Genomic DNA, 25721 nt, shown 5'->3' with positions numbered 1-25721 from the left:
TTTTAAAACTTTATTTGATACATCAATTCCGGGTTAATCGGTTGATTTTGAATACTCATCTGAAAATGGAGATGAGGTCCCGTTGAAAAGCCTGTTGTTCCTACTTTACCAATCAGTTGACCTTGTTTCACAATATCTCCTGCTTTTACGTTGATACTTGATAGATGGAAATGATAGCTTTTTACACCAAGGCCATGATCGATTACAATTGTGTTTCCCGTAAGTTGAACAAATTCCGCAAACTCCACTTTCCCATTATTCGTGGCAACTACTTCAGTTCCTTCGGGTGCAGCGTAATCAATTCCTGAATGACGGGTTGGAGTTGTTGCATTATTAACATATCTCTCTTGACCAAAGGCGGATGAAATTCGTGTTTCTTGAATTGGCTTTATAAAATAATTTACCCAGTATTTATTACTATCCATTGTTTTATATAAAGGATGAATTTTATTTTTATATTCAATATTCGCTGCATCGCTGTTTACTGTACTATTCGTAACAGATTCACTCACAGTAAAATGTAATTGCGTAAATTTTTCTTTTTGGACATCCAATGTAAATGGATAAATTGTATCATTCACTTGCAACTTCATATCATATGATTGAGCCGGTTTATAATAAGTAATCGGTATATAAAGCTCCATGATGCCATCTTTATTATAAAAGCTATGTGATGGGAGAAAATCGCCTTTTACTGCAACTTTAGAATTGGGGAAAGTTCCTAAGACTTCTAATTTTACAAGTTCCCCTTGCTTTGGCTTCTCATTGGACAAATGAATTTCAAGACTTTCTGTTATTTCTGCTAAAAACTCATAGTGAACAATACCTTTTCCATATTTATCATTGTAATTTCTCTGAGCTTTTACCATATAAGTTCCCTGCTTAGTAAATACAAAATCTTTTAATGCTTCAGTAGTTCCTTTAAAAATCTCTTTTTGAAATTTAGTATCTTTGATTGTTACTTCTGCATCAGTTTCTATAATCAGTTTATTTCCTTTTACGGTTATTTGCTGCATGATTTCTTTTGAATCTATAAAATTGCGTTTCCTTTGAATTACACCATTTAAAAAACTATGGGTTACCTCATAACTTTTACACGCTACCAATTCTTTATTAACAAGGATACCGTTCACATTAATGGGCCTTGTCTTGGTATATTTTTGATAGTTTTGGTAGCCGAATATGCTTGTTATTAAAATAGCAACGATTAGAACAAATACGCTGATTTTATATGCTTTTTTCATGCCATCATCCACCTTATATGTATGTAATTTAATTGTACCATATTTTTCTAGCGATAGCAATTAAAATCCCACTCAATTATCCATGTATAATCATGCAAGCCTTACTCACAAACACGCAAATTACATTTCTATTATTTTAACAAATGCTCTGTATAGCCCATTTGAATTATGCAATTCATTGCCTCTACTACCTCTTTCGGCACATCTTGTTCAATCATATATCCCTTTTTAGGATATTCGATGATACGTTGCATATCACCTGCTACAGTATATATTAACGCCTCTTTTGATATGATTTCATTATCATATTCTTCAAACGCAATTTGAGGTGAAGTAACAATTGCTTTTGCATTCGGCAGCACCTTTTTAAAGGTAGCATAGCTTCTTCTTTCCATAAAAGGCTTTTGCACTAATAACCAGCTTTGTGGTTTTAATCCTCGCTTTTCTAACAAATCCAAAGTAAAATGAACATTCTCTCCGGTATTGGTCGCTTTGTTTTCAATCAATATTTTATTTTCCGATACGCCCATTGAAATTGCTATTTCTGCAAATAAATCTGCTTCCGGCTTTTTAAAAGTTCCTTTTGTAAAATTCCCATACCCACCTGAAAAGACGATATAATCGCCATATCCATCTAATAACAGTTGAGATACATACTCGGCTACTCGAACATCATTGCTTCCTAATACAAAAATACATTCACATTTTTGCAAAGGCATTTTCATCACCATATAATCCCATATAATTTTTGCGCATTCATCCGCTTTGTTCATAGTAAATCCCTTCTCTTTCCACATGGTTCTTGCTGTATTTTTAATCGCTAAATTTTATTATCCTTTGAAACATAAAAACATTCTAAAAAGAATATTATATTCCCTAAAGTTAATATCTGCAACAACAACGATTATAATTGATTTATCATAACAATTAACTTTTGTTACATTCTATAATTGTGAACAAATTGTAATATTTATTATTTAGCATCATTATGATTTCTCTATTCAACAAATTTATAGTATAATGTTATCGGTTTGACAAAAAAATAATTAGTCTATGAAAATAGGCTAAAGAACAACTAAAGTTTTATTGCAAATTTTTATTAAATTAGAGGAGAATTATTATGCCATATCAAACTCAAAGACATGTATATCGCATTAATAAAACAATGGAAAAACTCAAAAATGCTTACTATAAGGAAATTGAGAAACTTGAAGTTACTGCTTATAAAACCGCTGAACCAGTTCCGTTTGAAAAGCGTACAAGCGGCGAAAAAATAGAACTTAGAGAAGAAGACAAATGGGGAACAAATATTTTCGATTGTGCATGGTTTCACTTTAAAGGAAAAGTTCCTGAAAAAAACATAAATGATGATATCGTTTTATTGATTGATATTAACGGCGAAGGTTTAGTTGTAGATGAAAACGGAAATGCCGTTATTGGATTAACAACGGGAACATCGGCTTATGAATATGAACCTGCAGCGAAAAGAGTCGTACCATTAAACCTAATCAGTAAGAACAATAACATTGATATTTGGGTAGACGGTGGCTGCAACGATTTGTTTGGTAGGCTTTGTGAAGAAGGAAAACTGAAGCAAGCTGCCATTGCAATACGTTATCCGGAGCTTAGAGGGCTCTATTATGATATGCAAGTGCTTTATTATGCAATGAATGAACTGAGCAAAGATTCTCCTCATTATCATGCTATTTTAAACACCCTTAACCAAGCGCAAAATGAATTGTATGATTATACAGAAGAAGAGGCAAAAAAAGCTCGTGCAATACTAAAAAAAGAGCTTGATAAAAAAGGCGGGACTCCATCACTAAAGCTTTCAGCTATTGGTCACGCACATATTGACCTTGCATGGCTATGGCCAATACGTGAAACGATTCGTAAAGGCGCAAGAACTTTTTCAACTGTAATGCGTTTGATGGAAAAATATCCTGATTACAAATTTGGTGCAAGTCAGCCACAACTATTTTTATGGATAAAAGAATACTATCCTGCACTTTATGAACAAATAAAAGAACGTATTGCCGAAAAACGTTTTGAAATTCAAGGTGCTATGTGGGTTGAAGCAGATACCAACATTTCAGGTGGTGAAGCACTTGTAAGGCAGGTTATGTATGGCAAAAAATATTATAAAGATGAATTTGGCATCGACGTAAAAAATGTTTGGCTGCCCGATGTATTCGGTTATAGCGGTGCGTTGCCTCAAATAATGGCAAAAAGCGATGTACCTTATTTCATGACACAAAAGCTTTCATGGAATCATCAAAATCCTTTCCCATACCATACTTTCAATTGGCAAGGTATTGATGGCAGTAAAGTGCTTACTACAATGCTTCCTGAAGAGACTTATAATAGCCCAGCTACTCCTGAAACAATTCGTCGTTGCGAAAAAAACTATCGTGAAAAAGGACTGATTGAAGACGCATTGGTTTTGTTCGGAATAGGAAATGGCGGTGGAGGACCTGCAAGCCATCATCTTGAGCGTTTAGATAGAATAAAAAATTTAGCTGATTTCTCACCTATTGAGCAACGTTTTGCATCCGATTATTTTGAAATCATCAATAAAAACAAGGAAAACTATAGAACATGGATTGGTGAACTCTATTTTGAATGTCACAGAGGAACTTACACTACACAAGCTAAAAATAAGATGTACAACCGTAAAGCAGAAAATGCACTAAGAGAATTGGAATATGCTTGCGTGCTTGCAAATGATTATCCTCGTGAAACAATTGAAAAATACTGGAAAGAAGTCCTTTTATACCAATTCCATGATATTTTGCCAGGCTCTTCTATTAAACGTGTATATGATGAAACAACGCAACGATATGAAACAATTTTAGAAGAAATAAAATCTCTTACTAAGAGTCGCTATGAAAAACTTGCTCAAAACGGTGAGGGATACACTTTGTTTAACTCACTTTCCTTTGCCAGAAATGAGTATATAAACATTCACGGCGACTGGTATAAAGTGAACCTTCCTGCATTGGGAAGTGCAAGCGTTACTACTGCGGACATTGAAACTGAATTCAATGATATTTATGTAAACACATCAACTATTGAAAATGAAGCACTTTGCGTAAACTTCAATGAAGAAGGTAACATTGTTTCAATTTATGACAAAATAAACAAGAAAGAAACCATTGAAAAAGGCAAACCTGCAAACAGATTAGCTGTATATTATGACGATGGTGATGCATGGGATTTCGACATTTATTATGATGAGCAAGAACCAAGATATTTTGAATTGACTTCTCAAAAAACATATATAGATGGTCCGACTGCTATTATGGAGCAAGAATACAGCTTTAATAACTCAAAATTAACTCAAAAAATCATTCTTACAAAAGACAGCAACATTCTAGTGTTTGATACTGACGTAGATTGGCAAGAAACACACAAAATGTTACGCTCATCATTTAATGCTGAAGTGTATACAACTGATGCAACCTGTAATATACAATTTGGTAATATCAAAAGGCCTACATGTCGAAATACTACATGGGATATTGCAAAATATGAAATTTCAGCGCATAAATGGATTGATATTTCTGATTCCGAATACGGCTTTGCATTATTAAGTGAGAGCAAATATGGATTTAAAGCTATTGACAATATTCTCGATATCAATCTTTTAAGAAGTACTACCTATCCAGGAGAGAATGCAGATAAAGGACATCACAAATTTAAATATGCTGTATATCCTCATATAGGAAATGAACATCAAGCAAAAGTCGCAAAAGCAGGTTATTTCTTTAATTTTGAACCAATAGTACTACAAGGAAAAACGAATGCAAAATATGAAGCACCAATTATAGTTAATAGCGATAATGTTATCATAGAAACTATTAAAAAGGCCGAAGACAGTGATGCTATTATTATAAGAATGTATGAAGCATACGGAGTGAAAACTACTGTTTCTGCTAAAGTTGCATGTGAAAATGTAACGCTTTGTAACCTTGTTGAGCGTGATCTTGAAAAGCTTACAGCAATCAATGGTGAAATTAGCCTTGACTTTACTCCATATGAAATTAAGACTTTAAAGTTACAATAACTAAGCAAAATTCAGGCTTTGAGTTAAATTGAATAGTATTATATAGTAAAATAAGTGGTAGCTGAATTCAAGCTACCACTTATTTATATATTCTTGTATGAAATAGTACTATTCTAATTGATTTCAGTTATATCACATTTACTAAACGTTTGTTACTCTATAAATTAGACTACTATTTAGCTTTTATGTCATAACCATTACAGTTACTTACGTCTCTATCGTCAATAAAATCAATAATATTCCTTTTTTCTACTTTATCCGAATTATATTTACAGTTGGCAACTTTACTTTTCGAAACCCCTCCTGCAAAAACGCCAATACAATTTCCTTTACCATCTATCTTTAAAGCAGTATCACTTTCACAACAATTAAAATCAGCATAATAACCAAATCCTGTAAAACCGCCGACCCTGTACGGTGTACCAGATACAACTTCCAATTCAGATTTAGTTGCAAAAACTGTACCGCTTACCGTACAATCTTCAATAAGTCCCATATAAACCGATCCAAACATTCCGCCTACTCCCGCAGTACCGGATACATCAGTTTCTGCCACACAATTTTTGATATGTGCTTTAAAGTTATTATCTATATTTTCATAATCTGCTAGTTCTCCTCCAACTTCTCCAACCAATCCACCTGCAGTAACTTGTCCTGAAACAGTACCACTTACATTGCAATTAAGAATTTCTCCATAACATACACCTGCCAGCAAGCCTACATTCATTTCATTTGTTTTTCCAGTTTTAACAACGCAATTTTTTAAATTTAAATTTTTAACAACACCATGTTTACCGATAATAGCAAATAAACCTGCTCCTGTTATTTGTTGTGTTTGAGGATTATCGTTTATAAAAATATTTAAGTTACTAATCGTATGATTGCGGCCATCAAATATACCGTTAAAACCCGATGTTGCTACATCATTGATTACAATGGGATCTGATTGTCCTATTGGCGAAAGATCTACTCCTTTTAAGTCAAGGTCAGCATTAAGTGAATAGGCTTGTCCTATATGCTTTGCGCCTTTTTTATTAACGTCATTAACCATTTTTATAAGGTCTTGGATTGTATTTATTTTAATTGATAAATCGTTATCTTTTACTTCTTTTTGTTGCAGTTCGCTACTTTTTGCATTGTTTTTTTCCTTTGGCTTTAAAGGGCTATAGGTACAACCAACTATCCCTACACAAGTAATAACAGCAATAAGAAGAAAACTAATCGCTCTAAAACTTTTATAACTTCTTTTTAATAAATCAAAAGAATGTGTGGCTATTTTCTTCATAGATTTGTTCTTCCCCTTTTTATATATTAAATTTTCTATACTTCAAACATCATAAAAAAAAGAACAACCATACATGAGAGTTGTACTATTCTTCATATGATTATAAGCTCTTATATTCACGTTAGCGGTGTGAAAAATAAAGAAATTTATTATATTTATTTTATCACAATTATAATAATATTTAAAGGTTTTACATTTATCAAAATGCGCACCAACTTATACCCAATATAAATCGGTTTTAAATTCATTAGTAATCGCTGTGGCTTCAAGATGCAATATTAAAAAAAGAGTTTTGCGTGATAGTATGTATATGTATAAGAATACGAATACATAAAAATTATCACGCAAAACGGGAAGGGCTAGGAAGATTTAGGAAAATCTAGTTTTGTTTGAAGTTTTTCAAAGCCTCAGGCTCTTTTGGTTGATGGCATCCATAAAGGGAAGCTGCACCGCATGCTTTGATTGCTGCCTTTAAACTAATGTTTGCAATTGTTTTTGCCAATTTAGTTGATGAATTTTTCATGATCATTACCATCCTTTACTTTTTGATATAATATTAGTACGGTAACTATAAACAATGTTATAGTTGCCGTTACTGACAACTTAGATGCCAAGGGATAAACTAATAATATAATAATCTCATAAAAAATACAAAGTATTGCGCCAGTTAATTTATGCTTTTTCTTTTCCTCTTCTGTTAGCGGTTTATTTTCATTTTCTATAGGTGCATAACAAAGAATTGTAATAAAACTAAACACTCCAAATAAAATAACTGCAGGATAAGTAAAATAGGATATAAATATTCTGGTTGAAAATATTGTTGCCAAAAAAAGACATTCGAAAACAATATTACATTTGAGATAATTATCGGCATGATAACCGCCCGTAAACATTCTGAGTGGAACAAAAACCAAAAGAAAAACAACCGAAAGAAGTATTTCTTCTAAGATGACTCCGGTAACTAATATTAGTGTAAAGCCCACAATTGCAGATATTATTACTTCACAACCATATTGATATATGGATTTATCTCGTAAATTTATTACTTCCTTTTTACATAAAAAATTGGTTATATTATTTGAAAGATAAGTAATGATGTCAAGCACCCCTAATCATTTTCTCTACAAACAATATAACCTATATTTTTACAAATTGCAATCATTTGTGCACAATTGGTAGGCAACCGTGCACAATTGGTTTATTTTTTCATATAATTATATTACAATAAATCATATCTTCTTGTTCATAATAATCTATTGTTCCATTATACTTTGATACAATTCCTTTGATATTTTGAACACCATAGCCGTGATGTCTTTTTTCTTTTTTATTGGTCTTAAACATCGAATTGACTTTTAAAACCGAATTCACGATTGTATTTCCAACTAATATTTGAAGAGAATCGTTATTGCCACGAATATCTATTGTTATTTTAGGAGATTCGCATAACTTAGACGCTTCAATGGCGTTATCAAGAATATTTCCAAGTAAAATACAAATATCAATTTCCGATACTGCACTCAGATTGCCATTAATAAAACATTTTGTATCAATGGATAGTTCCTTACAAATTGCTAATTTATTATTTAAAATAATATTTGCCGCTTGGTTATTGGTTTCAACGTATTTTGGTCCTATGTTTATTTTATCCTCCATAATTTGTTGAATATAATCTAAAGCATGTTGTTTTTCATCTAATTCAATCATTCCCATAATACATGTAAAATGATTTTTTAAGTCGTGTCTTGCTTTTGAGATATCATTGTATAATTCTTTTACTTCATCAAAATGCTTTTTTTGGTATTTATATTCCTGTTCAAGCATAATATATTTGATTCGATCATTATTATCTCTACTTAGTTTCAGCAATAAATAATAAGTCAATATGTCTATTGTTACAATACCAAATGATGTTAATAAAACGAATATATTTCCTGTTTTTAAATTGGGATTTTTTATAATAATTTCAACAACAAAAGTACTTATTATGATTGAGATAAGAATAATAGAAATGAGTGCTATCCATTCAAAACGGCTTAATGAATAATTATCCTTATCTTTAAAAAACAATATAATTCTTGTGATGAAGAAAAATAAAATCTTTGTTATAATTACTGTAACATATCTTGCAGAACTGGCTTCACTCATAAGACTTACAATATCTAAGTTTGTAATATAGCTTACTAAAGTTAAAACAACCATATTTATCACAAGAATTGTTATAAATGTAGTAGCAGAAATAAATATTTTTGATAGCAAAGAACCTTTGGTAAAAACAATACAATATAGAATCACCAACATTAACGAAATAAGCCCACCCATTCCTTCGAAAGGTGTTACACTATTTATAACTGTGATATATGTAAAATTCACACCAACCCCTACAAGAAAACCAATCAACCTTGTAATGCCTACATATTTATATCCTAAAAAGTTAGATACAAAATCGATAATAACTAAAAACTCTAATAAATTTATTAAGAGTTCAAAAAAGAAATCCACTATTTCGTTCATAGTAAATATCTCCTACTTGCATGAAATATTTTTTTTATTTCCTCCATCCTGTATCTACTTACGGGCAAGTTTAAACCATTATCTAGCACAACACAACTACTTCCAATTTGCTTTATATGTAATGAGTTAACTAAATATCCCATATGGATTCGGATAAAAAAAGAGTCCTTTAGCTCCTTCTCAAGACTTGATATACTCGATTTTATGGTGAATGAATCGCCTATTTTTTCGCATACAACGTTGATATAATGCTTCTTACTTTCTATATACAAAATATCACATTGCTTTACCCTCTTAATTGATTTATTATATTTAAAATCATAATACTTATGTTCAATAAAAAACCTCTTTATAAAAGAAGATATTGCAGGCGGTAATTCTTTTTTAAAATATTGCTTTCTTATAAAATTGATAGGTTGACATTGTAGGGCTTCAAAAACCAAATCATCCCTATTCGTTACAAAAATAATATATATATTTTCTTCCTGAAAATAATTATTTACTAAATCTATTCCTGTTAAATTCGGCATATCAATATCTAAAAATAAAATATCATAATGAAATGAGTTTACTTTTTTCAATAGTTTTTCGCTACTGTTATATGTATCAATATGAAAATCTACTTTATTTTTTAATAACTCAATTTCTATCTCATTTTTTATTAAGGTTAAAAAAATGGTATCATCATCGCAAATTGCAATATTCATCATATTACACACCTCCTGTTAACTTTTATCAGTAAATAATTATCTTAATTTAAGCTATTTCCTAGCCTAAAATATTATGCATGTGTTTTCAACAGGTATATTCCTATTAGAATTGCTAAACCGATTAAAGCAGCCACCGTTACACGTAAAACTGAAACAGGTACTTTACCGCCGACTTTACCTGTTTGACCATTCACTATAAATTGATATGTTTTTCCTTTATATTGAAATGAAGAAATCCATACAGGAAGCAACAAGTATTTATATGTAATATTTTCATGAATCGTCTGAACATTCAAACTATCTACTCTATCCGCAAAGTTTTCATTTTTTATCTTTTGGGTAATTTTTTTAGACAATAATGTTTTAATCATACATTTTGCTTTTTCCCATGCATCCTTTAATCCGATAGAGTAGCGTTCTGATATAAAACCTGCAAGATATTCAGGCTTATATTCTACACTATTTTCTGTGTCAAACGGTTCTATTGATGCAAACATTTTCGTTGGATAATTCGTTGTTCCAATAACTGCTTGATCATTGATTGCCTCAGCATAAATGCCTTTAGTAAAATGCCAATCGGTAACAGTTTTTGTTTTACCGTCACCTATATCCTCTTCTCGATTTTTGCCATATCTTGCCGTATATTCAGAAATTGTATTGGTATCAAATGTCCAATAAGGCACATAAACGCCTTTAAAAGCGTCCGGCTTTGCTTTTTGTTTTGCCTCTTTAGGACAAAATAGTTTACGTTTAATCCAACTAAAGAAATTTAGCCCAGCAAGTTTTTTATCGATTTTAAATGGACAAACTCCATTAGGAGCAAGGGTATCCTTGCCTTTTTCCTCCATTACTTGGTTAGAACCGCAAAAAGGACATTCTCCTGCAATTTGCAAAACGTCATATATTGACTCTCCCCCGCAAGATTTACAAATAACAATTTTAGTTTCTGAACCCCAATTACAATTTTCAGTTTTCTCAGCAGAGTCAAAATCAATTTCTTGAGCTTTTGAATGCCCATTTTCATGAACAATTTCTTATTTATGCCCACAAAAAGGACATAAAAGTCCTCCTGTACTAGGATCAAAATCCATATCTCCTGCACAACACTCACATTTTTTATCAATTTCCTGTTTTGTTTCAACAATTTGACTATCTAACACCTCATCGGTTAATCCAAACTTATTCATATACCAAACCTTCTTTCGATTATTACCTTAGTTATCTACTTATATCATTATTATTAAATAAGTCACCACATTCCGGACAGAACTTAGGTGGATGTTGGGGATCTAACGGTTCCCAGCCGCATTTATCACATTTGTATAACAAAGCATCTGTCGGCTTAGGCTTTGCACACTCGCAACAAAATTTTCCCTTGTTAATTGTTCCACATGAACAAGTCCATCCGTTACTTTCTGGTCTTGGCTTAGCACACTCGCAACAAAACTTACCTATGTTTTTAGTGCCACAAATACAGATCCATTCATCATTAGCACTTGGTTTCGGCTTACCACATTGTGAACAAAATTTACCGTTGTTACCTGTTGCACCACATTCACATTTCCAGCCATCACAATTATCAATCTGCTGAGGTTGTTGATTTCCCATAGCAAATAAATTCTGAGCGTTTATTCCTCCGGCTTGTTGTGCCATACCCATACCCATAAAGCCCATCATAGCACCATTTTCATTAGAAGCTGCCATCCTCATAGCATCTGATTGCGCACCAACCATTGCTGCAGCCGCCATCGTTGGATTGCGCATAACTGCACTTTTTTGAAGTTGCTTTATCATATCTTCATCTTCTTTAGAAGCATTAACTGAATTAACACCCAAAGAAGCAATTTCAATACCACGCAACTTACTCCATTTTTCGGAAAGAACAGTATTAAGCGCATCTGCAAGTTCCATTGTGTGTCCAGGTATTGCGCTATAGCGCACTCCAATTTCAGATATTTTAGCAAATGCAGGTTGTAAAGCTGTTAACAACTCAGATTTAAGCATGCTGTCAATTTCATCACGACTATATGTATCTTCTACATTACCACAAACATTGGTATAAAAAAGCATAGGATTCACTATTTTATATGAATATTCACCATTGCAACGAATTGAAATATCAATATCAAGTCCGATATTTTTATCAACTACACGAAATGGAACAGGGTTTGCTGTACCATATTTATTACCTAAAATTTCTTTTGTATTGAAGAAATAAATGCGTTGATCCTTGCCTGAATCACCGCCCATCTTAAACCGCTTGCCAATCAAAGAAAAGCTTACAGGAATCGTATCACTTAAATTACCATAAAAAACGCTTGGTTCAGTTGAAGCATCATAAACAAATTCGCCTGGCTCAGCACAAAGCTCTGCAACCTTACCTTGTTCTACGATAATCATACACTGGCCATCATTCACAGCTATAATTGAACCATTTGAAATAATATTTTGCTCACCCTTTGTGTTAGAACTACGTTTTGATATTCGTTTTTGCCCTTTCGCTACTAAAACACTTTCATCCATTGATTCACAATAAAAATATTCTCTCCATTGGTCAGAAATAACACCTCCAACTGCACCAATACCTGCTTTAATCAATCCCATGTTTTTACTCCCTTCAAACTAAAAAGTAAATAAATCTCTATTAATGATTGTAACAGCATTAACTTTATCTCACTGTTGATGATTTTTCGAATCATCTATAAAATTAAGAAAATTATGCTTTTCCTATTATACAACAATAACCATATTTCAACAATATAAATATCCATATTTCGTTACTTTGTTTTGTAATTTGATAGCCTTATATAATCATTTTACAACAGGAATGAAATTACAAACTTAAAAAACAAACTACCTCCTAATCATTCAAAGCTTGAATATCATTAGAAGGTAGTTCTTTTTATCTCAGTTTAAATTAAAAGCAACAAGTTGACGTATCTTTTTCCTAGCAAGTTTTCGAATAATTCTTCATTTAACAAATTTCTTTTTTAAATATGTAAAGATAGGAATACACAACAGCAATAAAACAACAAAATTCAGAAAAAGCATTATACTCAACACTCCGCATGTAAACATACTGATATAACTATAATTCAAAAATGGATCATATACCATAATAGTGTTTTTCATTTGAAAAACAGATTTTAATTGTTCTTTATAAAAATTTAAATCAAATATATTTTCTTTCGGCGTCCAATCTGCAGGTAAAAAGAAATTGAATTGTGTTAGGAAAATAGTTAGAATTCCAACTGCGACTAATATTCCAATCAGCGCTATTGCTTTATAAAATTCTCTAGTGAATCCATCCATACGATATAATTGATAACTTTTTTTACTTTGTCTTATTAGTAGGATAATAAGGATTATTAAAACAACAATCCCACAAGCTGCAATAGATAAACGTATTGTTTGCCTTATCAATCGAAGAATATCATTATAATTTGTAACAGAATCATAATTCAAATATGATGGAATTTGGTTTTGCACATAATCATAAGCACTTTTTATAAACTGAGAATTTGATTTTACTAATATAAGTTGTGGCAATAATGGTTCTTTTCCCGTATAGCTTTGATACGGCATATATATCGTGGATAACTTCTGTTGTGCTAATTGATTCAATAATGCTTGCTTTTGTTCATATACCCCGCAAATTGTGTAAATCTGATTATCAATCAGCATGCTTTGACCTATAACCTTATCTGTTTTAAAATATCGCAAAGCTAATTGATTGCTTATAACAATAAACCGATTTTGTTCTACACCTGATTTTGCTTCAAAAAAGCTACCATATTTACATTTAAAATTTGCTACTTCGAAATAGTTCTCATTTGTATACCACAGATTGACTTTTTCATTATCATCATTATATGTAGTAGCAATAGTAGCATTTCTTTGTGCAACCGCTGTAACATCCTTTAGTTCCTTTATTTCATCAAATGAAACGTTCATTCCGTCTTGAGAGCGAAAACAAATAGCAGTAGGTAATGTATTTTTAGCTTGATTGATTAGCGTAATTTGAACCAGCAATATCAGAATACAAAATAGTAACATAAAGCTTACCGGTATAACCTTTTTCATTCTTTCACCACGCTTATTACACTACCATCTTTAATCGGCTTACTGCTATATAATAAAACTTCATCTTCCGGACGAACTTCAAAGCTATCAATAGCAACATTGATATTGTTCCTATCCAATACCTTGACTTCAACTTCTTTTACAACATTTTCTTGTTTAAACAGTCCTTGCTTTTTCGTAATAACAAAAATACAATCCTTTTGGTCTTTATTTTGGGTAACGCATGCTTTTGGTAAAATCGTTGTATACGCTGTACTGGTTTGAATCATCTTTACATCAACAACGGCTTCTCTTGAAATAGATTTTTTTTCATCATATGGTGCTGAAAAGATGTAATTGTTTTCTTTTGGATTATATTTTTTAAAAGATGCTACAGCCGTTATTTCATTCATTTTGCTTGATGTAATTCCTGAAATAGGATCTTTTTCATATGTTTTATATTTTAAAACGACCTTACAACCCGATGGTAAATCTTCCCCAGCTTCTTTGGATAAGGCAAAGGATACACAAGGTTTTGAGCTTGTTGATGCAATATCTGCAATTAGCTGTCCTTTTGTGATACGGTCGCCCTCTTTTACATAATACTTTGACACTTTCCCATCACATAAGCTTACTATTTTTCCGCTCGTTTCAAAGCTAGCTTTTTTTGCCCTTAATTGATCGTTTGCAATATCAAGCTGCTTTTTCAATTCCTCTACTTGTTGTTGCGATATGGTATCCTTTTTTAACTGTGTTTGTGCTTGTAAAATAGAAAGTGATAATTGGTTAGTTGCAATCTTATTCTCTATTGGCACATTTTTCTCATAAAGTGCAAGTTCCTCTTGTGCAATAGACAGTTGGGTTTTTAAGGTTGCTAACCCTGCCTCGTCAACATACCCCTCTTTGATTTGACGCTCAATTCCTTGAATCTGCATTTGTAGCTGTTTCTTTTTTGACTCACTATTTGGAGTTTGTGAATTTTCTAATACTTTTAGCTGTTGATTTAAAATATCAAGTTGTAATTTCTGTGCAGTGATTTTATCAGGAGTTAATTCCGCTTGCTTTATTTGATTACTTAATGATAATACAGCAAGTTCAAACTGTTTTACTGCTATTTTATCTTGTGCTACATCTATTTCAATAATGGGTTCATTTTGTTTTGCTTCTTGCATTTCAGGTAGCAAAATTTTGGTAGCAACGCAATCTGATTCTGCGTATGCATGGACTTGATCGGTAAAATCAGCGTACCCTTTAGCAGTTACAAACGAATCAATCGGGCCTGACTTTACTGTAGTAACTTCAACTTTAGGAAGTAGTTTTTGATAGATGATTTGCGATATTGCTGTAAACAATAGCAATGCAATAAACAGCCATATTGAAATCTTCGCAATTATTTTCTTTTGCTTTGTCATAATCAAAACCATGCCTTTCATTTAGACTAGTCGTTTTCTGTAACTTTACACGGTGTAATGTAATGCCTTTCTTGGAAAAAGCACTTATGTTTCAAACGTCACTATTTTAAATTAGAGAAAGAAATGCCCTCAATTAACTCTTGTTCAAAAAAGACAAACAACAATAATACAGGTATCATTGCCAATACGCCACATGCAAAGGATAAGGACATATTTTGAGAATAATTTTGTGCTAAAAAAATGGATAATGGATATTGTCTTGTATCTTTTAAAAAGACAAGCGGTTGTTCAACCATATTCCAATTATCAATAAAACTAAGTATTACCAAGGAAACTACTCCGCTCTTTGCTCTTGGAATTACTACTCGAAATAAAACTTGGAGTTCGCTTGCTCCGTCTAATCGTGCCGCCTCTAATAACTCAGTTGGTATTGTTGCAATAACTTGTTTCATCAAGAAAACACCAAACGGAGAAAAGATACCTGGGAAAATAACTGCCCACATAGAGCCGATTAAATGCAGTTTATCTAAAATAATATAGTTAGATACCAAAGTTACTTGATATGGCATCATCATGAGAATAATGAGTAAAAAAAAGATACCATTTTTCATAGGAAATTCAAATTTAGCAAAAGCATATCCACCCAAAGAAGATATTATTACTTGTCCAATAACAATAGATCCAGTTAGGATTAATGAATTCCAAAACTTCATCAAATAGTCTGGTTGTCTTAACAGCATGTTATAATAGCCCTCAAAGCTAAAATCATCGGGGAAAATGTGAAACATGGTTTTAACACCAGATTCATTCATCAAACTGTAATAACGGTTAATCTCATTTGCTGACATAAATGAATTCATTATAGTATAGATAATTGGTATTAGTATAAATAGAGAAAAGAAAATGAGAACAATATATCGTGGAAGTGATTTTTTCATAATTGAATATCACCCGCCTTTTTTCTCATTCGAAACAATACATAAATCAGCGCAAAGATTACAAGAAATATCAAAAATGCTGCTACGGATAACCGTTGATAATTTAAGTTTGTAAAATTGTTATTCATAAAGTGCTGCAACATATAGATACTTTTATGGGGTAGTGTTCCGCTTAATAAAAATGCTTCACGAAAACACTTGAATGAGTTGATTATGGAAATGACAAAGACAAAGAAGAAAGTTGGCATCATGATTGGCATAGTAATATAGCGAAACTGCTGCCATTTTGTTGCCCCTTCTATTCTTGCTACTTCATAAAAATCATATGGAATTGAATTTAGCCCCGTTAGTAATAACACAATGTTATATCCGCAGTTTTTCCATATGTATAACCCCACTAAAACAGAAAACGCATAATTGGAATTCAACCATTCTACTACAGGAATTCCAATAGTACTGAATAGGGTATTGAGCAAGCCTGATTCTGCAAAGAAAAGATTGAATACCATAACAGTTGATGCGATTGGAATGACTAACGGATATAAAAATACTGAGCGAAAAAAGCTAGAGCCACCGAACTTTTTATTGAGTAGTAACGAAATTACTAGCGCTAAAAGCATGATTAGTGGCACTCCAATAGAAATAAATCGAAACGTATTATAACTTGCTAGTTGGAATGCGGAGCTATTGAAAACATCCACATAGTTTTGAAGTCCTACAAAACGTGTGCCACCGGTTCCAAATGTAAAAGTATAACCGATACTTATTATAAAAGGTGCAATAAAGAAAAGGATAAATCCAATCAAAAAAGGAGAGGCGAACAAAATTCCAATCCGCTGTTGTCGTTGCTTCAATGTCATTTTGCCGCCTCCTTTTATTATTCGGATAAGTATAACTCAAATTTCTGTTTGGCTTCTTTGATACATTCCTCATAGGACTTTTTGTCTTCTAAGTAAGACTTCATGTAATCTATCAATTGATTAGTTAATGGTGTGTAGAAATGAGCACCATTTACTTGGTCTAAAATTGATGATACTTCTTTATAGCACTCTTTTGGAATTGCCGAATATGTAATGTCATATTCTTTGCTATAGTGCCCTGGTGTGACTTCTCGATTTGAAGTAATAATTGCTTGTGCAAACTTTTTATTTGTTGAAAAGCCTTGATTAAAATAATCATACATTGCTTCAGGAGATAACATTAGCTTGATATAGTTATATGCGTTTTGTTTGTTTTTGCTATTGTTTCGAATTCCTACCGCAGTTGAAATTTGTGCTTCCATTCCGCCATCTATAGTTCGAATTGGTATAATTACAGGCTGATCTTTGTTTTCTAGCGTTTGAATATAATAAAAAATGCCCATTGGGTTTTGATCTAGACTAGCTCCAAATAATACTTTTTTCTCATTTATCAATCTTCCAAATGGCATATATTCATTTGGGTCAGTTTTTTGATCAAATTGATACCAAGGTTTATATTGTTTCATTGCTTTTTTGAAATCATTTGTATCAAATTTTACCGTTTCTTTATTATAATCAAAGGCCCCACGAATCCCCATATATTCAAGCTCATCAATAAATGGATTATATTTCCAAGTTGACCTTATCAACTTGTCTTTATCTTGACTTTGAGAATAATAACGATACATTTCTTCAGATAGTCCCCAAAAATCTTTTTTACAATTATCTGCGTTGATTCCCGCATCTTTTAAAGCTTGTTTTCCTGACATCATTAAAGGTACGGTAAACTGTACTGGCAAAATATAACGTCTGTTTTTATAAATTCCTTCATCCATAATTGGTTTATAATAATCATTCAAGTTAATATTTTTATCTTGTTTTATAAAATCATCTAGCTCCGTTAACACACCAGACTTCATAAGTTTGTAAGCATTAGAATAGTTAACAAAATCTTGATCCAATACGATAACATCAGGTCCTTTTCCTGCCATGACATCACTATTTAACTTATTAAAATACTCTTTTTTTGTACCTTTGAACTCAACCAAATTAACTTTTACATTCGGATATTTTTGCTTATAATAAGATATCATGTTTTTAATATGATATCCTGGACCAACACTAACTAGATCATCATCTATATCATCAACATACTTATATATTGTTAAGCTATCATTGACTTGTTTTACATCCTTTTTGCCGAATACCACGATTGAACCAACTATTGTTATTACAAGAATGAGTGCGACAATGATAAAGAATCCTTTTTTCTTTTTGTTGTCATCAAATATGTTTTGAAAACGATTTTTTAAGGTTTTCTTTCCATCGCTAAATCCAGTTGAAAGCACTAAGTTCGTTCTTTTATTGCCCCAAAGTGTGTTTTCAATAACTGAAAGAATGGCTCTGCTATATTCTTCTTTATAGGATTCACTTGTATATTTTAAAACAGCAGAATCACAAGCATATTCGATATCTCTTTGTGCAAATCGTGTCATGAGATAAACAAATGGATTAAACCAATATACAATCTCGCAAAGTAATATTCCAAACTTAAACCAAAGGTGATTTTTCTTAATATGTATCAGTTCATGCCTTAAGATAGCCTTCAAGTTTTCATCGGAGTAATTCAACATCGGTAATAACAGCTTTGGCTTGACTAAACTAATCACCATTGGACTTGAAATTCCTTTGCAAAGAATTGGAGTTACATTCTTACTTAATCGAATTTCATTGCTTACTTGTGTGATCATGCTTAATAAACGTTTTTGGTTAACCTTTTGACTATTCCATTTCAAGTACTGATGAAATTGAATACGTTTGATACAGTAAAAGACAGAGACTGCAAATATGCCAAGCAACCAAACATATGCCGCAATTAAGATTCTATCTATCACAACTGTTACAGGCTGCGTTTGAATCGGTTCTTTTTGTGAAATATTTTGTTGCGGTGTGGTTGGCGTAGTAGTGGTTTCACCCTTCACCTGCTCGGTAACAACAGGCTGCGTTTGTTGCACAGGTCGATTAACTACCACTTCTTGTTTTGGTGGTTCCGGTACAACAATTGGTGCCGATGGCAAAGTAATATTGATTGGAACCAATAATCTTAACATAATAACAAACCAAATCACGCAATGCCACTTTGCAGCGTATCGTTTGTTTATAAAAGTATATAGTATTGCTAATAATGTGATAATGATTGAAGAAACAATTGAAATTTCAATGATAGAACTAAAAATTGTTTTCAGCATATCCTACTCCCCTTTTGTCTTCTGATCAATAAAAGCATGTAACTCCTCTAAATCCTTTTTGGTTAATCCTTTGCTGTCATATAATGATGCAACAAATTTTACTACGGAGCTATTTACTTTTTTCAAATACTTTTTATTTTCATAGGATAAGTAGGTTTCTTCATCAATTAAAATATCATAAAATCTGTTTTTGCCTTGCTTTGTTGAAGAGAGATAATTTTTTGCTATCAAACGGTTGAGTATTGTTTGCAAAGCGGATACATTCCAGCTTCTTGTTTGATTTAATATTTCGTTAATTTGAGAAGTAGAAATAGGGGTTTTATTTTTCCAAATTACTTGCATCACTTCTAATTCAGCGTCCGGTAAACTTGTTATTTTCATAAGAATCAATCTCCTACAGTTGTATGTTTTATTACATCATACAGCTGTAGGAAGTGAATGTCAAGTAAAATTAGAAATATTTTCTTGGGTAAATCATACTATTCTGTCAAATAGATATCAAGCTTTGACTGTAATTTTTTAATACATTGATCATATGTCTTTTCATTTTTAAAATAAGGTTCTAACTCCGAATATGCAAATGAATAATTATTTGCATTAGAAATACAATAGTTAATTGAATTTAGTATATTATCCAGTTGCCTTTGCTCTAACTCAGTAAACTTATTTAATCTCTCTTCCTCGCTAAGTCTGTTTTCGCCCGTTATTTGTTGCTTAAAAAGGTTTATTCTATTTTGTACTCCACTTCTCAAAACTGGAAAGTATGGCATTTCAAATCCGCCATATTGGTTGACATGCTGTAGTTTTTCTGATAAAGCAATTTTTAGAAAATGATATGCATTTTGCTTATTTGGACTGTTTGAACTAATTGCTACGCTATCACCTAAATATGCTTGTACTCCACCCTTAGGTGATGGAATTGGTTTAAAAATGGGTGTCACTCCATGTTCTGCTATCAGATAATATCTATAATAAAAATCAGCTAACGAACTCGTGTTTACAAATACCGTCTTATCTTCTTTCATAGCATCATATGGGCACATATTTACAACATCAAGCGACATTTTGGTATTGCTTATTGGGTATACTTGCTTATATTCATCACAAATTTTCTTTAGAGAATTATCATCTGCCAAATTGTTAATTTGAGTTTTACTTATTGTAGTGATTGCATAACTTAAAAACCTATTCATATCATACGAATTAGTAAATAATCGGTTAATATCATGAGTGTTTATTGTTTTTGCAAATGTTGCATACATATCCGATAATGTATTCAGTTTATTCGTATCTATTTCGTATTTATTTAAACATTCTTGTGTAGTTAATAGCATTGGCACATTAAATGATAATGGCATAAAGATTTGTTTTCCTTTATAAACACCAGCATCTAAAACTGATTCAAAATACAACTCTCGATTAAATGATATGTCCTCTTTCAGCATAGTATTTATATCACAAAATGCTCCACTTAACGCAACTTTCTCCAAATTCATATCATTATCCAAAGGAAGAACAACAATGTCTGTACCTTTACCAGCCATTATTTCTGTTTGAATTTTCTTTATTAGATTTGGGTTATATTGCATTGGTATTTTATTTATTGTAACTTCAATTTTGGGATACTCTCTTTTGAATTCATCTATAACTTTCTCAATATCATCTAAGGTTTGCTCTCTTATCGTAATAGATAATTTATCATTGACTTGCTGCACTTCCCTTGTTCCAAACATGAGCAATGATCCACCAATAGCGACGACTAGGGCTATCGCAATTAATGCAAAGATACCTTTCTTCTTTTTGCTTGTATCGAATATTTGAATAAAGCGATCCTTGACTGTACGTTTATCTTCACTAAACGCTGCTGATAGTCTTGATTTTTGATTTACTTGGACTTCTAGTGAATTCAATAATGTTAAGCTATACTCTTTTCTCTGATGAAAATTCATTTTTTTAATTACTTCTGCATCACAAGATAACTCGATATCTTTTTTTGCAAAATAAGACATTATATAAACAAATGGATTAAACCAATGTATTGTTTGAACTACCATAAGCAATAATTTAAACAATGGATCATGACGTTTATGATGAATACATTCATGCTTTAATATGCCATAGCACTCTTGCATAGAATAGTGTACTGTTGGCAATAGAATCATTGGTTTCATAAAGCCAACAAGCATTGGCGTTGCAATCTTTTTACATAATTTTAAAGGTATCTTCTTTTTCAAATGCATTTCTTGCTTAAGCACTTCATAAGTAGCCATAACATTTTGATTACTTATCGGTGTACTGAATCGCCTTATTTCTCTTCTAATGGATAGATAGCTGATGACTTGATATACTGCTATCAAGAACATACCAATTAACCATATCCAAGCTGCTACAGAAACAAAGTCGATTGTTATTCTTTCAGGTTTCAACGTTGGCTGTGTGGCATTTGGCGAGGATGATTCTTGTGTGGCAGCCTTTGAAGAACTCGGTTTGTCGATTTCAGTTACCGGCGCTTTTTTCGTTACTTGATTTGGTGTATCTGATGATTTTTTAACAACTGTAATCTCTTTTGCTACAGGCGGCTCTATTTGAAACGCCATATCGGGGATTGGGATATTAAAAGGTAATGCTAAACGAAATGCAATTAACAGCCAAACAAAACAGCTCCATTTGGCTGTAAGCTTTTTCTTGATAACTGCATGAAGAGCGAGTAATGCAACTATTATAATAGACATAATTAACGTAACTTCAATTACACTAGAAAATAAATTTCTCAGCATCATAACATCTACTCCTCTTCTGATTGTTTTTCAATAAATTCCTTAAGTTCTTGTAAATCCTCTTTTGATACACTATTGCTTTGCATTAAAGTTGAAACAAACTTTGTAAGGGAGCTTTGATTAAGACGGTCTAAAAAAGACTTATTTTCACTTGCTAAATAACTTTCTTCTTCTACTAACGGTGTATAAAAGTTGTTTTTCCCTTGTTTTTTTGATTGAATAAAACCTCTTGTCACTAATCGAGATAATAATGTTTGTAGCGTGGATATATTCCAGTTTTTAAACTGATTTAATATCTCTAGTATCTCCGAAGTTCCCATAGGGGGTTGATTTTGCCACAACACTTGCATAACTTCTAATTCTGCATCAGGAAGTCTTGTATATTCCTTTTTCATATTATCACCTACAATTGTAAATTATTATATTTATAGTTTACATCTGTAGGTCATAATTGTCAACTATATTCACAATAAAAAGTAAAATATTTGCTTTTATATGTATTTTAAAATTACAGGAATCCCGATTGAATCATACAATAGTTAATCGTAACGTTTATTATAAAGCCTCTTTTTACATTATCAACATTGTTGTAAGTTGTACACAATAAGAAAGTTGCACGCCTATTCTCAAAAATGCGTACAACTTTCATAACACTTATTTTGTTTAACATACAACATAATTTTTATCCAATCAACATGTTCCATATTATTCTTCTAGTTAGGAGCACTTTAAACATGTCTAATGGTGTGTAAGACTTGATATGAGGCCTGCATAAAACATACTTTCATTTTACGCAGACATATTACAGAAGTAATGTTGCATAACTCCCACATAATTAGCTGTTACAATTTAGCAAACAATAACTTTATTGATTACCACTTCATCTCTTGCGGCTTTGATTCGCAGCACAAGCTTTTCTGACTTTTTACCGACATTCTCTAAAAGCGGATTTTGTAACATAAAAGGATTGTTTAACTTGCATATCTTTTTATGTCCAATACAACGTCCTTGAAATATGGGAAATTCTTCGCCACTATATGATTTATGATAGATTGCAAAGTTTTCAACACGCTGCCCAACACTTAAATCTTCTTGTAGGATTATATATTTAATATCCTTTTGACAATCAATTTTAATTTCATAAACAGGTTGCGTTCTTGTCCCACCTATTTTTTCAAGTTCACATACTGTTTGATTGCCAAACTCAAATTCTATCTTTTCACCAAGTTCACGCAGCCTTTTTACGTCTTTTTCATCAATAAGTCCATCTTTATTTGGTGGAACATTTAAGTGCAATGACGTATTAGCTCCTACACTATTTAAGTATGTATCAAACAATCTTTCAAGAGAATGTGGTTCATCTTTTTCATTCCAAAACCAACCTTTTCGAATAGACATATCAATTTCTGACGGGCAAAAAACCAATCCTTTTGAATAAAGAATATTGCAAAGGCTTCCAACGTCGTCGTCGGTATTATACAAAAAACTTAAATCCCCCTCGTTACAAAGAGGACCTTTATCGGTTTGTACATCGGCATAACCGCAAAGTTCAGATGGTACAACCGCCCATTCGGCATATCTGGCTTGTCCGGCTTCATTTCCACACCAACGTATATCAGGGCCATGGTCGTTGAAAATTACGGCATTTGGCTGATATTTACGAATCAATGAAAAATACCTTTCAAAATCATACACTTGCTTTTTACCATCTTCGCCCTCACCGCAAGCACCATCAAACCAAACGTAAAAGATGTCGCCGTACTCGGTTAGCAGTTCAGTAAGTTGATTGCAAAAATAATCGTTATAGGCAGATGTACCATAATATTCACTGTTCATATCCCAAGGTGAAAGGTAAAAACCGAACTTTATACCACCACGTTTACAAGCTTCTGCTGCAAGTTTTACAACATCACCGTTAAATAGGCTATTTTTGACACTATGCTCTGTGTACTTTGACGGCCATAGACAAAAACCGTCATGATGCTTTGCTGTTAACACTAAGCCCTTACAACCTGCTGATTTTACAGCTTTCACCCATTGGTCACAATCTAGCTTTTGTGGGTTAAAAATACGTTCGTCTTCTGTGCCTGTACCCCATTCTCTCCCAGTAAAAGTATTTACACCAAAATGGATAAATGCGTACATTTCAAGGTCAAACCATTTCTTTTGTCTTTCTGACGGTACTACTTGTGCCGCTTGTTTTAAGAAATCAATCATGTTATTTATTTCCTTTCATTGATGCTTTATTTAATCTTATAGAATAAAACTATAGATTATCTATGTGTTGGATTCATTCTATGGGATAATGGGTAATTAACTGAAATATACTATTTATTTTATATCATATTGTTGGAAATTTCAATCTATACATTCACGCAGAGTGTGACGTCATTTTCCGTTGGAATTAAGTAGTATTGCTGCTTTACGAATATCCTTTATATCTTCAAAAGGCGCATCATACAGTGCTTATACATAAGACTCATAGTGGTTAGTGAAATTTCATTAGGATACGTTGTTGCTTTGTATATTTTCCAAGAGTCATTTCATACTCTAGATTTAAAACAATTAGAATACTTCATTTTACATTGATCAACTGTTTGTGTTGACTTTTATATTATTTAAAAATAAACATATTGTTATAGTAAATAAAGTATGATAAAATTTAGAAAAGATAATATAAATTTAAATAACTTAAATGATAGATAAATATAGTGTAGGAAGAGATTAATATGAAAAAACAACCAGCCTATTTAAAGATATACCAATCCTTGAAACAAGGCATTATGGATAAAACATATCCTGTAGGTACATTATTTCCACCAGAGCCTCAACTTGAAAGTGAATTCAAAGTAAGCAGAACAACAATACGAAAAGCAATTGATTTGTTGGTCAAAGATGGATATATTGTTGTGAAACAAGGCTATGGTACACAGGTAATAAGTCAAAAGACTATGCAAAATTTAAATCGTTTAACCTCTGTATCTCAAACGTTAAAAAATAGAGGTTTTGATATAGGTGTTAAAACAACCTATATTGAAAAGATAAAATCTGATATTGATTTATCAAATGAATTTGAGATACAATTAAATACTGATTTAATTTGTATAAGCAGAATACAATTAGCAAATGGTTTCCCAGTTGCGATTGCAAAGAATTATATCTTAGCAGAATTAGTGCCTGAGATTGAAAAATCTAAAAGTAAGATTATGTCATTATATAAATTTTTAAAGGATAAGTATAATATTGAATTTACAAGTGCTAAAGATATATTAAGTGCATGTAATTCAAGCTTTGAAGATAGTAATTTGCTAGAAATTGAACCTAAAACTGCTTTAATCACGATTAAAAGAAAATGCTATATTAACAACCAAATTGCTGAACTTGATCTAGTTAAGATTATTGCAGATAAATATGAATTTGAAGTATATATGAATAATCAAAACCACTGAGACTCCCGAAAATTTTGTGTAAAAGTGAATAAGGTACTTCCAATCAGACAAGAATT

Annotated in this window: 21 protein-coding genes; 2 read left to right on the top strand and 19 right to left on the bottom strand. The window is 32.0% G+C overall.

Features of this window, described 5'->3' with window-relative positions:
* Positions 1-2 precede the first annotated feature (2 nt).
* Together RBG61_RS10210 and RBG61_RS10205 are read right to left on the bottom strand one after the other, a co-directional pair.
* Positions 3-1244 (bottom strand): M23 family metallopeptidase, encoded by a 1242-nt coding sequence (locus RBG61_RS10210; protein WP_307943177.1) that lies wholly within the window; start codon positions 1242-1244, stop codon positions 3-5.
* A gap of 131 nt (positions 1245-1375) precedes the next feature.
* Positions 1376-2017, bottom strand: a complete 642-nt coding sequence (locus tag RBG61_RS10205; RefSeq protein ID WP_307943175.1) for a YdcF family protein — start codon at positions 2015-2017, stop codon at positions 1376-1378.
* Between the two features lie 347 nt (positions 2018-2364).
* Here RBG61_RS10205 and RBG61_RS10200 point away from each other — a divergent pair, with 347 nt between their 5' ends.
* Complete coding sequence (locus RBG61_RS10200) at positions 2365-5310, top strand: alpha-mannosidase (protein WP_307943173.1); 2946 nt, start codon at positions 2365-2367, stop codon at positions 5308-5310.
* A 172-nt stretch (positions 5311-5482) separates the two neighbouring features.
* On the opposite strand, the gene RBG61_RS10195 is transcribed toward RBG61_RS10200, so the two are convergent.
* From RBG61_RS10195 to RBG61_RS10115, 17 genes are all read right to left on the bottom strand, one after another.
* Complete coding sequence (locus tag RBG61_RS10195) at positions 5483-6595, bottom strand: hypothetical protein (protein WP_307943171.1); 1113 nt, start codon at positions 6593-6595, stop codon at positions 5483-5485.
* A 379-nt stretch (positions 6596-6974) separates the two neighbouring features.
* Positions 6975-7118, bottom strand: coding sequence for a cyclic lactone autoinducer peptide (locus RBG61_RS10190; RefSeq protein WP_307943170.1), 144 nt, complete (start codon positions 7116-7118; stop codon positions 6975-6977).
* Positions 7099-7701 carry an accessory gene regulator ArgB-like protein gene (locus RBG61_RS10185; RefSeq protein ID WP_307943169.1) on the bottom strand — a complete coding sequence of 201 codons (603 nt, stop codon included), beginning with the start codon at positions 7699-7701 and terminating at the stop codon, positions 7099-7101. Before RBG61_RS10185 ends, RBG61_RS10190 begins: the two co-directional genes overlap by 20 nt.
* Positions 7702-7801: 100 nt before the next feature.
* Positions 7802-9109, bottom strand: coding sequence for a sensor histidine kinase (locus tag RBG61_RS10180; protein WP_307943167.1), 1308 nt, complete (start codon positions 9107-9109; stop codon positions 7802-7804).
* Positions 9106-9816 carry a LytR/AlgR family response regulator transcription factor gene (locus RBG61_RS10175; RefSeq protein ID WP_307943166.1) on the bottom strand — a complete coding sequence of 237 codons (711 nt, stop codon included), beginning with the start codon at positions 9814-9816 and terminating at the stop codon, positions 9106-9108. The genes RBG61_RS10180 and RBG61_RS10175 overlap by 4 nt, the downstream gene beginning before the upstream one ends.
* A gap of 74 nt (positions 9817-9890) precedes the next feature.
* Positions 9891-10712 carry a hypothetical protein gene (locus tag RBG61_RS10170; protein WP_307943165.1) on the bottom strand — a complete coding sequence of 274 codons (822 nt, stop codon included), beginning with the start codon at positions 10710-10712 and terminating at the stop codon, positions 9891-9893.
* Between the two features lie 141 nt (positions 10713-10853).
* Complete coding sequence (locus RBG61_RS10165) at positions 10854-11006, bottom strand: hypothetical protein (protein WP_307943164.1); 153 nt, start codon at positions 11004-11006, stop codon at positions 10854-10856.
* Between the two features lie 31 nt (positions 11007-11037).
* Positions 11038-12423, bottom strand: a complete 1386-nt coding sequence (locus RBG61_RS10160) for an SPFH domain-containing protein (protein ID WP_307943163.1) — start codon at positions 12421-12423, stop codon at positions 11038-11040.
* Between the two features lie 366 nt (positions 12424-12789).
* Positions 12790-13902: an ABC transporter permease gene (locus RBG61_RS10155; protein ID WP_307943161.1), complete on the bottom strand. Its 1113-nt coding sequence runs from the start codon at positions 13900-13902 to the stop codon at positions 12790-12792.
* Positions 13899-15314, bottom strand: a complete 1416-nt coding sequence (locus RBG61_RS10150) for a hypothetical protein (RefSeq protein WP_307943160.1) — start codon at positions 15312-15314, stop codon at positions 13899-13901. Before RBG61_RS10150 ends, RBG61_RS10155 begins: the two co-directional genes overlap by 4 nt.
* An 80-nt stretch (positions 15315-15394) precedes the next feature.
* A complete protein-coding gene (locus RBG61_RS10145) occupies positions 15395-16231 on the bottom strand; it encodes a carbohydrate ABC transporter permease (RefSeq protein WP_307943159.1) in 837 nt (278 codons plus the stop codon).
* Positions 16228-17091, bottom strand: coding sequence for a carbohydrate ABC transporter permease (locus RBG61_RS10140; protein ID WP_307943157.1), 864 nt, complete (start codon positions 17089-17091; stop codon positions 16228-16230). The genes RBG61_RS10145 and RBG61_RS10140 overlap by 4 nt, the downstream gene beginning before the upstream one ends.
* 17 nt (positions 17092-17108) lie before the next feature.
* Positions 17109-19439, bottom strand: coding sequence for an extracellular solute-binding protein (locus RBG61_RS10135; RefSeq protein ID WP_307943155.1), 2331 nt, complete (start codon positions 19437-19439; stop codon positions 17109-17111).
* Between the two features lie 3 nt (positions 19440-19442).
* The gene (locus RBG61_RS10130; RefSeq protein ID WP_307943154.1) at positions 19443-19820 is read right to left on the bottom strand and encodes a BlaI/MecI/CopY family transcriptional regulator; all 378 of its coding nucleotides are present in this window, start codon (positions 19818-19820) and stop codon (positions 19443-19445) included.
* 98 nt (positions 19821-19918) lie between these two features.
* Positions 19919-22219, bottom strand: coding sequence for an extracellular solute-binding protein (locus tag RBG61_RS10125; RefSeq protein WP_307943153.1), 2301 nt, complete (start codon positions 22217-22219; stop codon positions 19919-19921).
* A gap of 5 nt (positions 22220-22224) precedes the next feature.
* On the bottom strand, positions 22225-22611 hold the full coding sequence (locus RBG61_RS10120; RefSeq protein ID WP_307943151.1) for a BlaI/MecI/CopY family transcriptional regulator: 387 nt from the start codon (positions 22609-22611) through the stop codon (positions 22225-22227).
* 454 nt (positions 22612-23065) lie between these two features.
* The gene (locus RBG61_RS10115) at positions 23066-24433 is read right to left on the bottom strand and encodes an alpha-L-fucosidase (protein ID WP_307943150.1); all 1368 of its coding nucleotides are present in this window, start codon (positions 24431-24433) and stop codon (positions 23066-23068) included.
* Positions 24434-24945: 512 nt separating this feature from the next.
* Here RBG61_RS10115 and RBG61_RS10110 point away from each other — a divergent pair.
* Entirely contained in the window at positions 24946-25665 is a 720-nt protein-coding gene (locus RBG61_RS10110) for a GntR family transcriptional regulator (protein WP_307943149.1), read from the top strand.
* The last annotated feature ends 56 nt before the right edge of the window (positions 25666-25721 follow it).

The sequence above is a fragment of the Paludicola sp. MB14-C6 genome, from assembly GCF_030908625.1.
GTDB lineage: Bacteria > Bacillota > Clostridia > Oscillospirales > Ruminococcaceae > Paludihabitans.
Note: the sequence above shows the minus strand (reverse complement) of the source record. Positions and strands in the feature narration are given on the sequence as shown.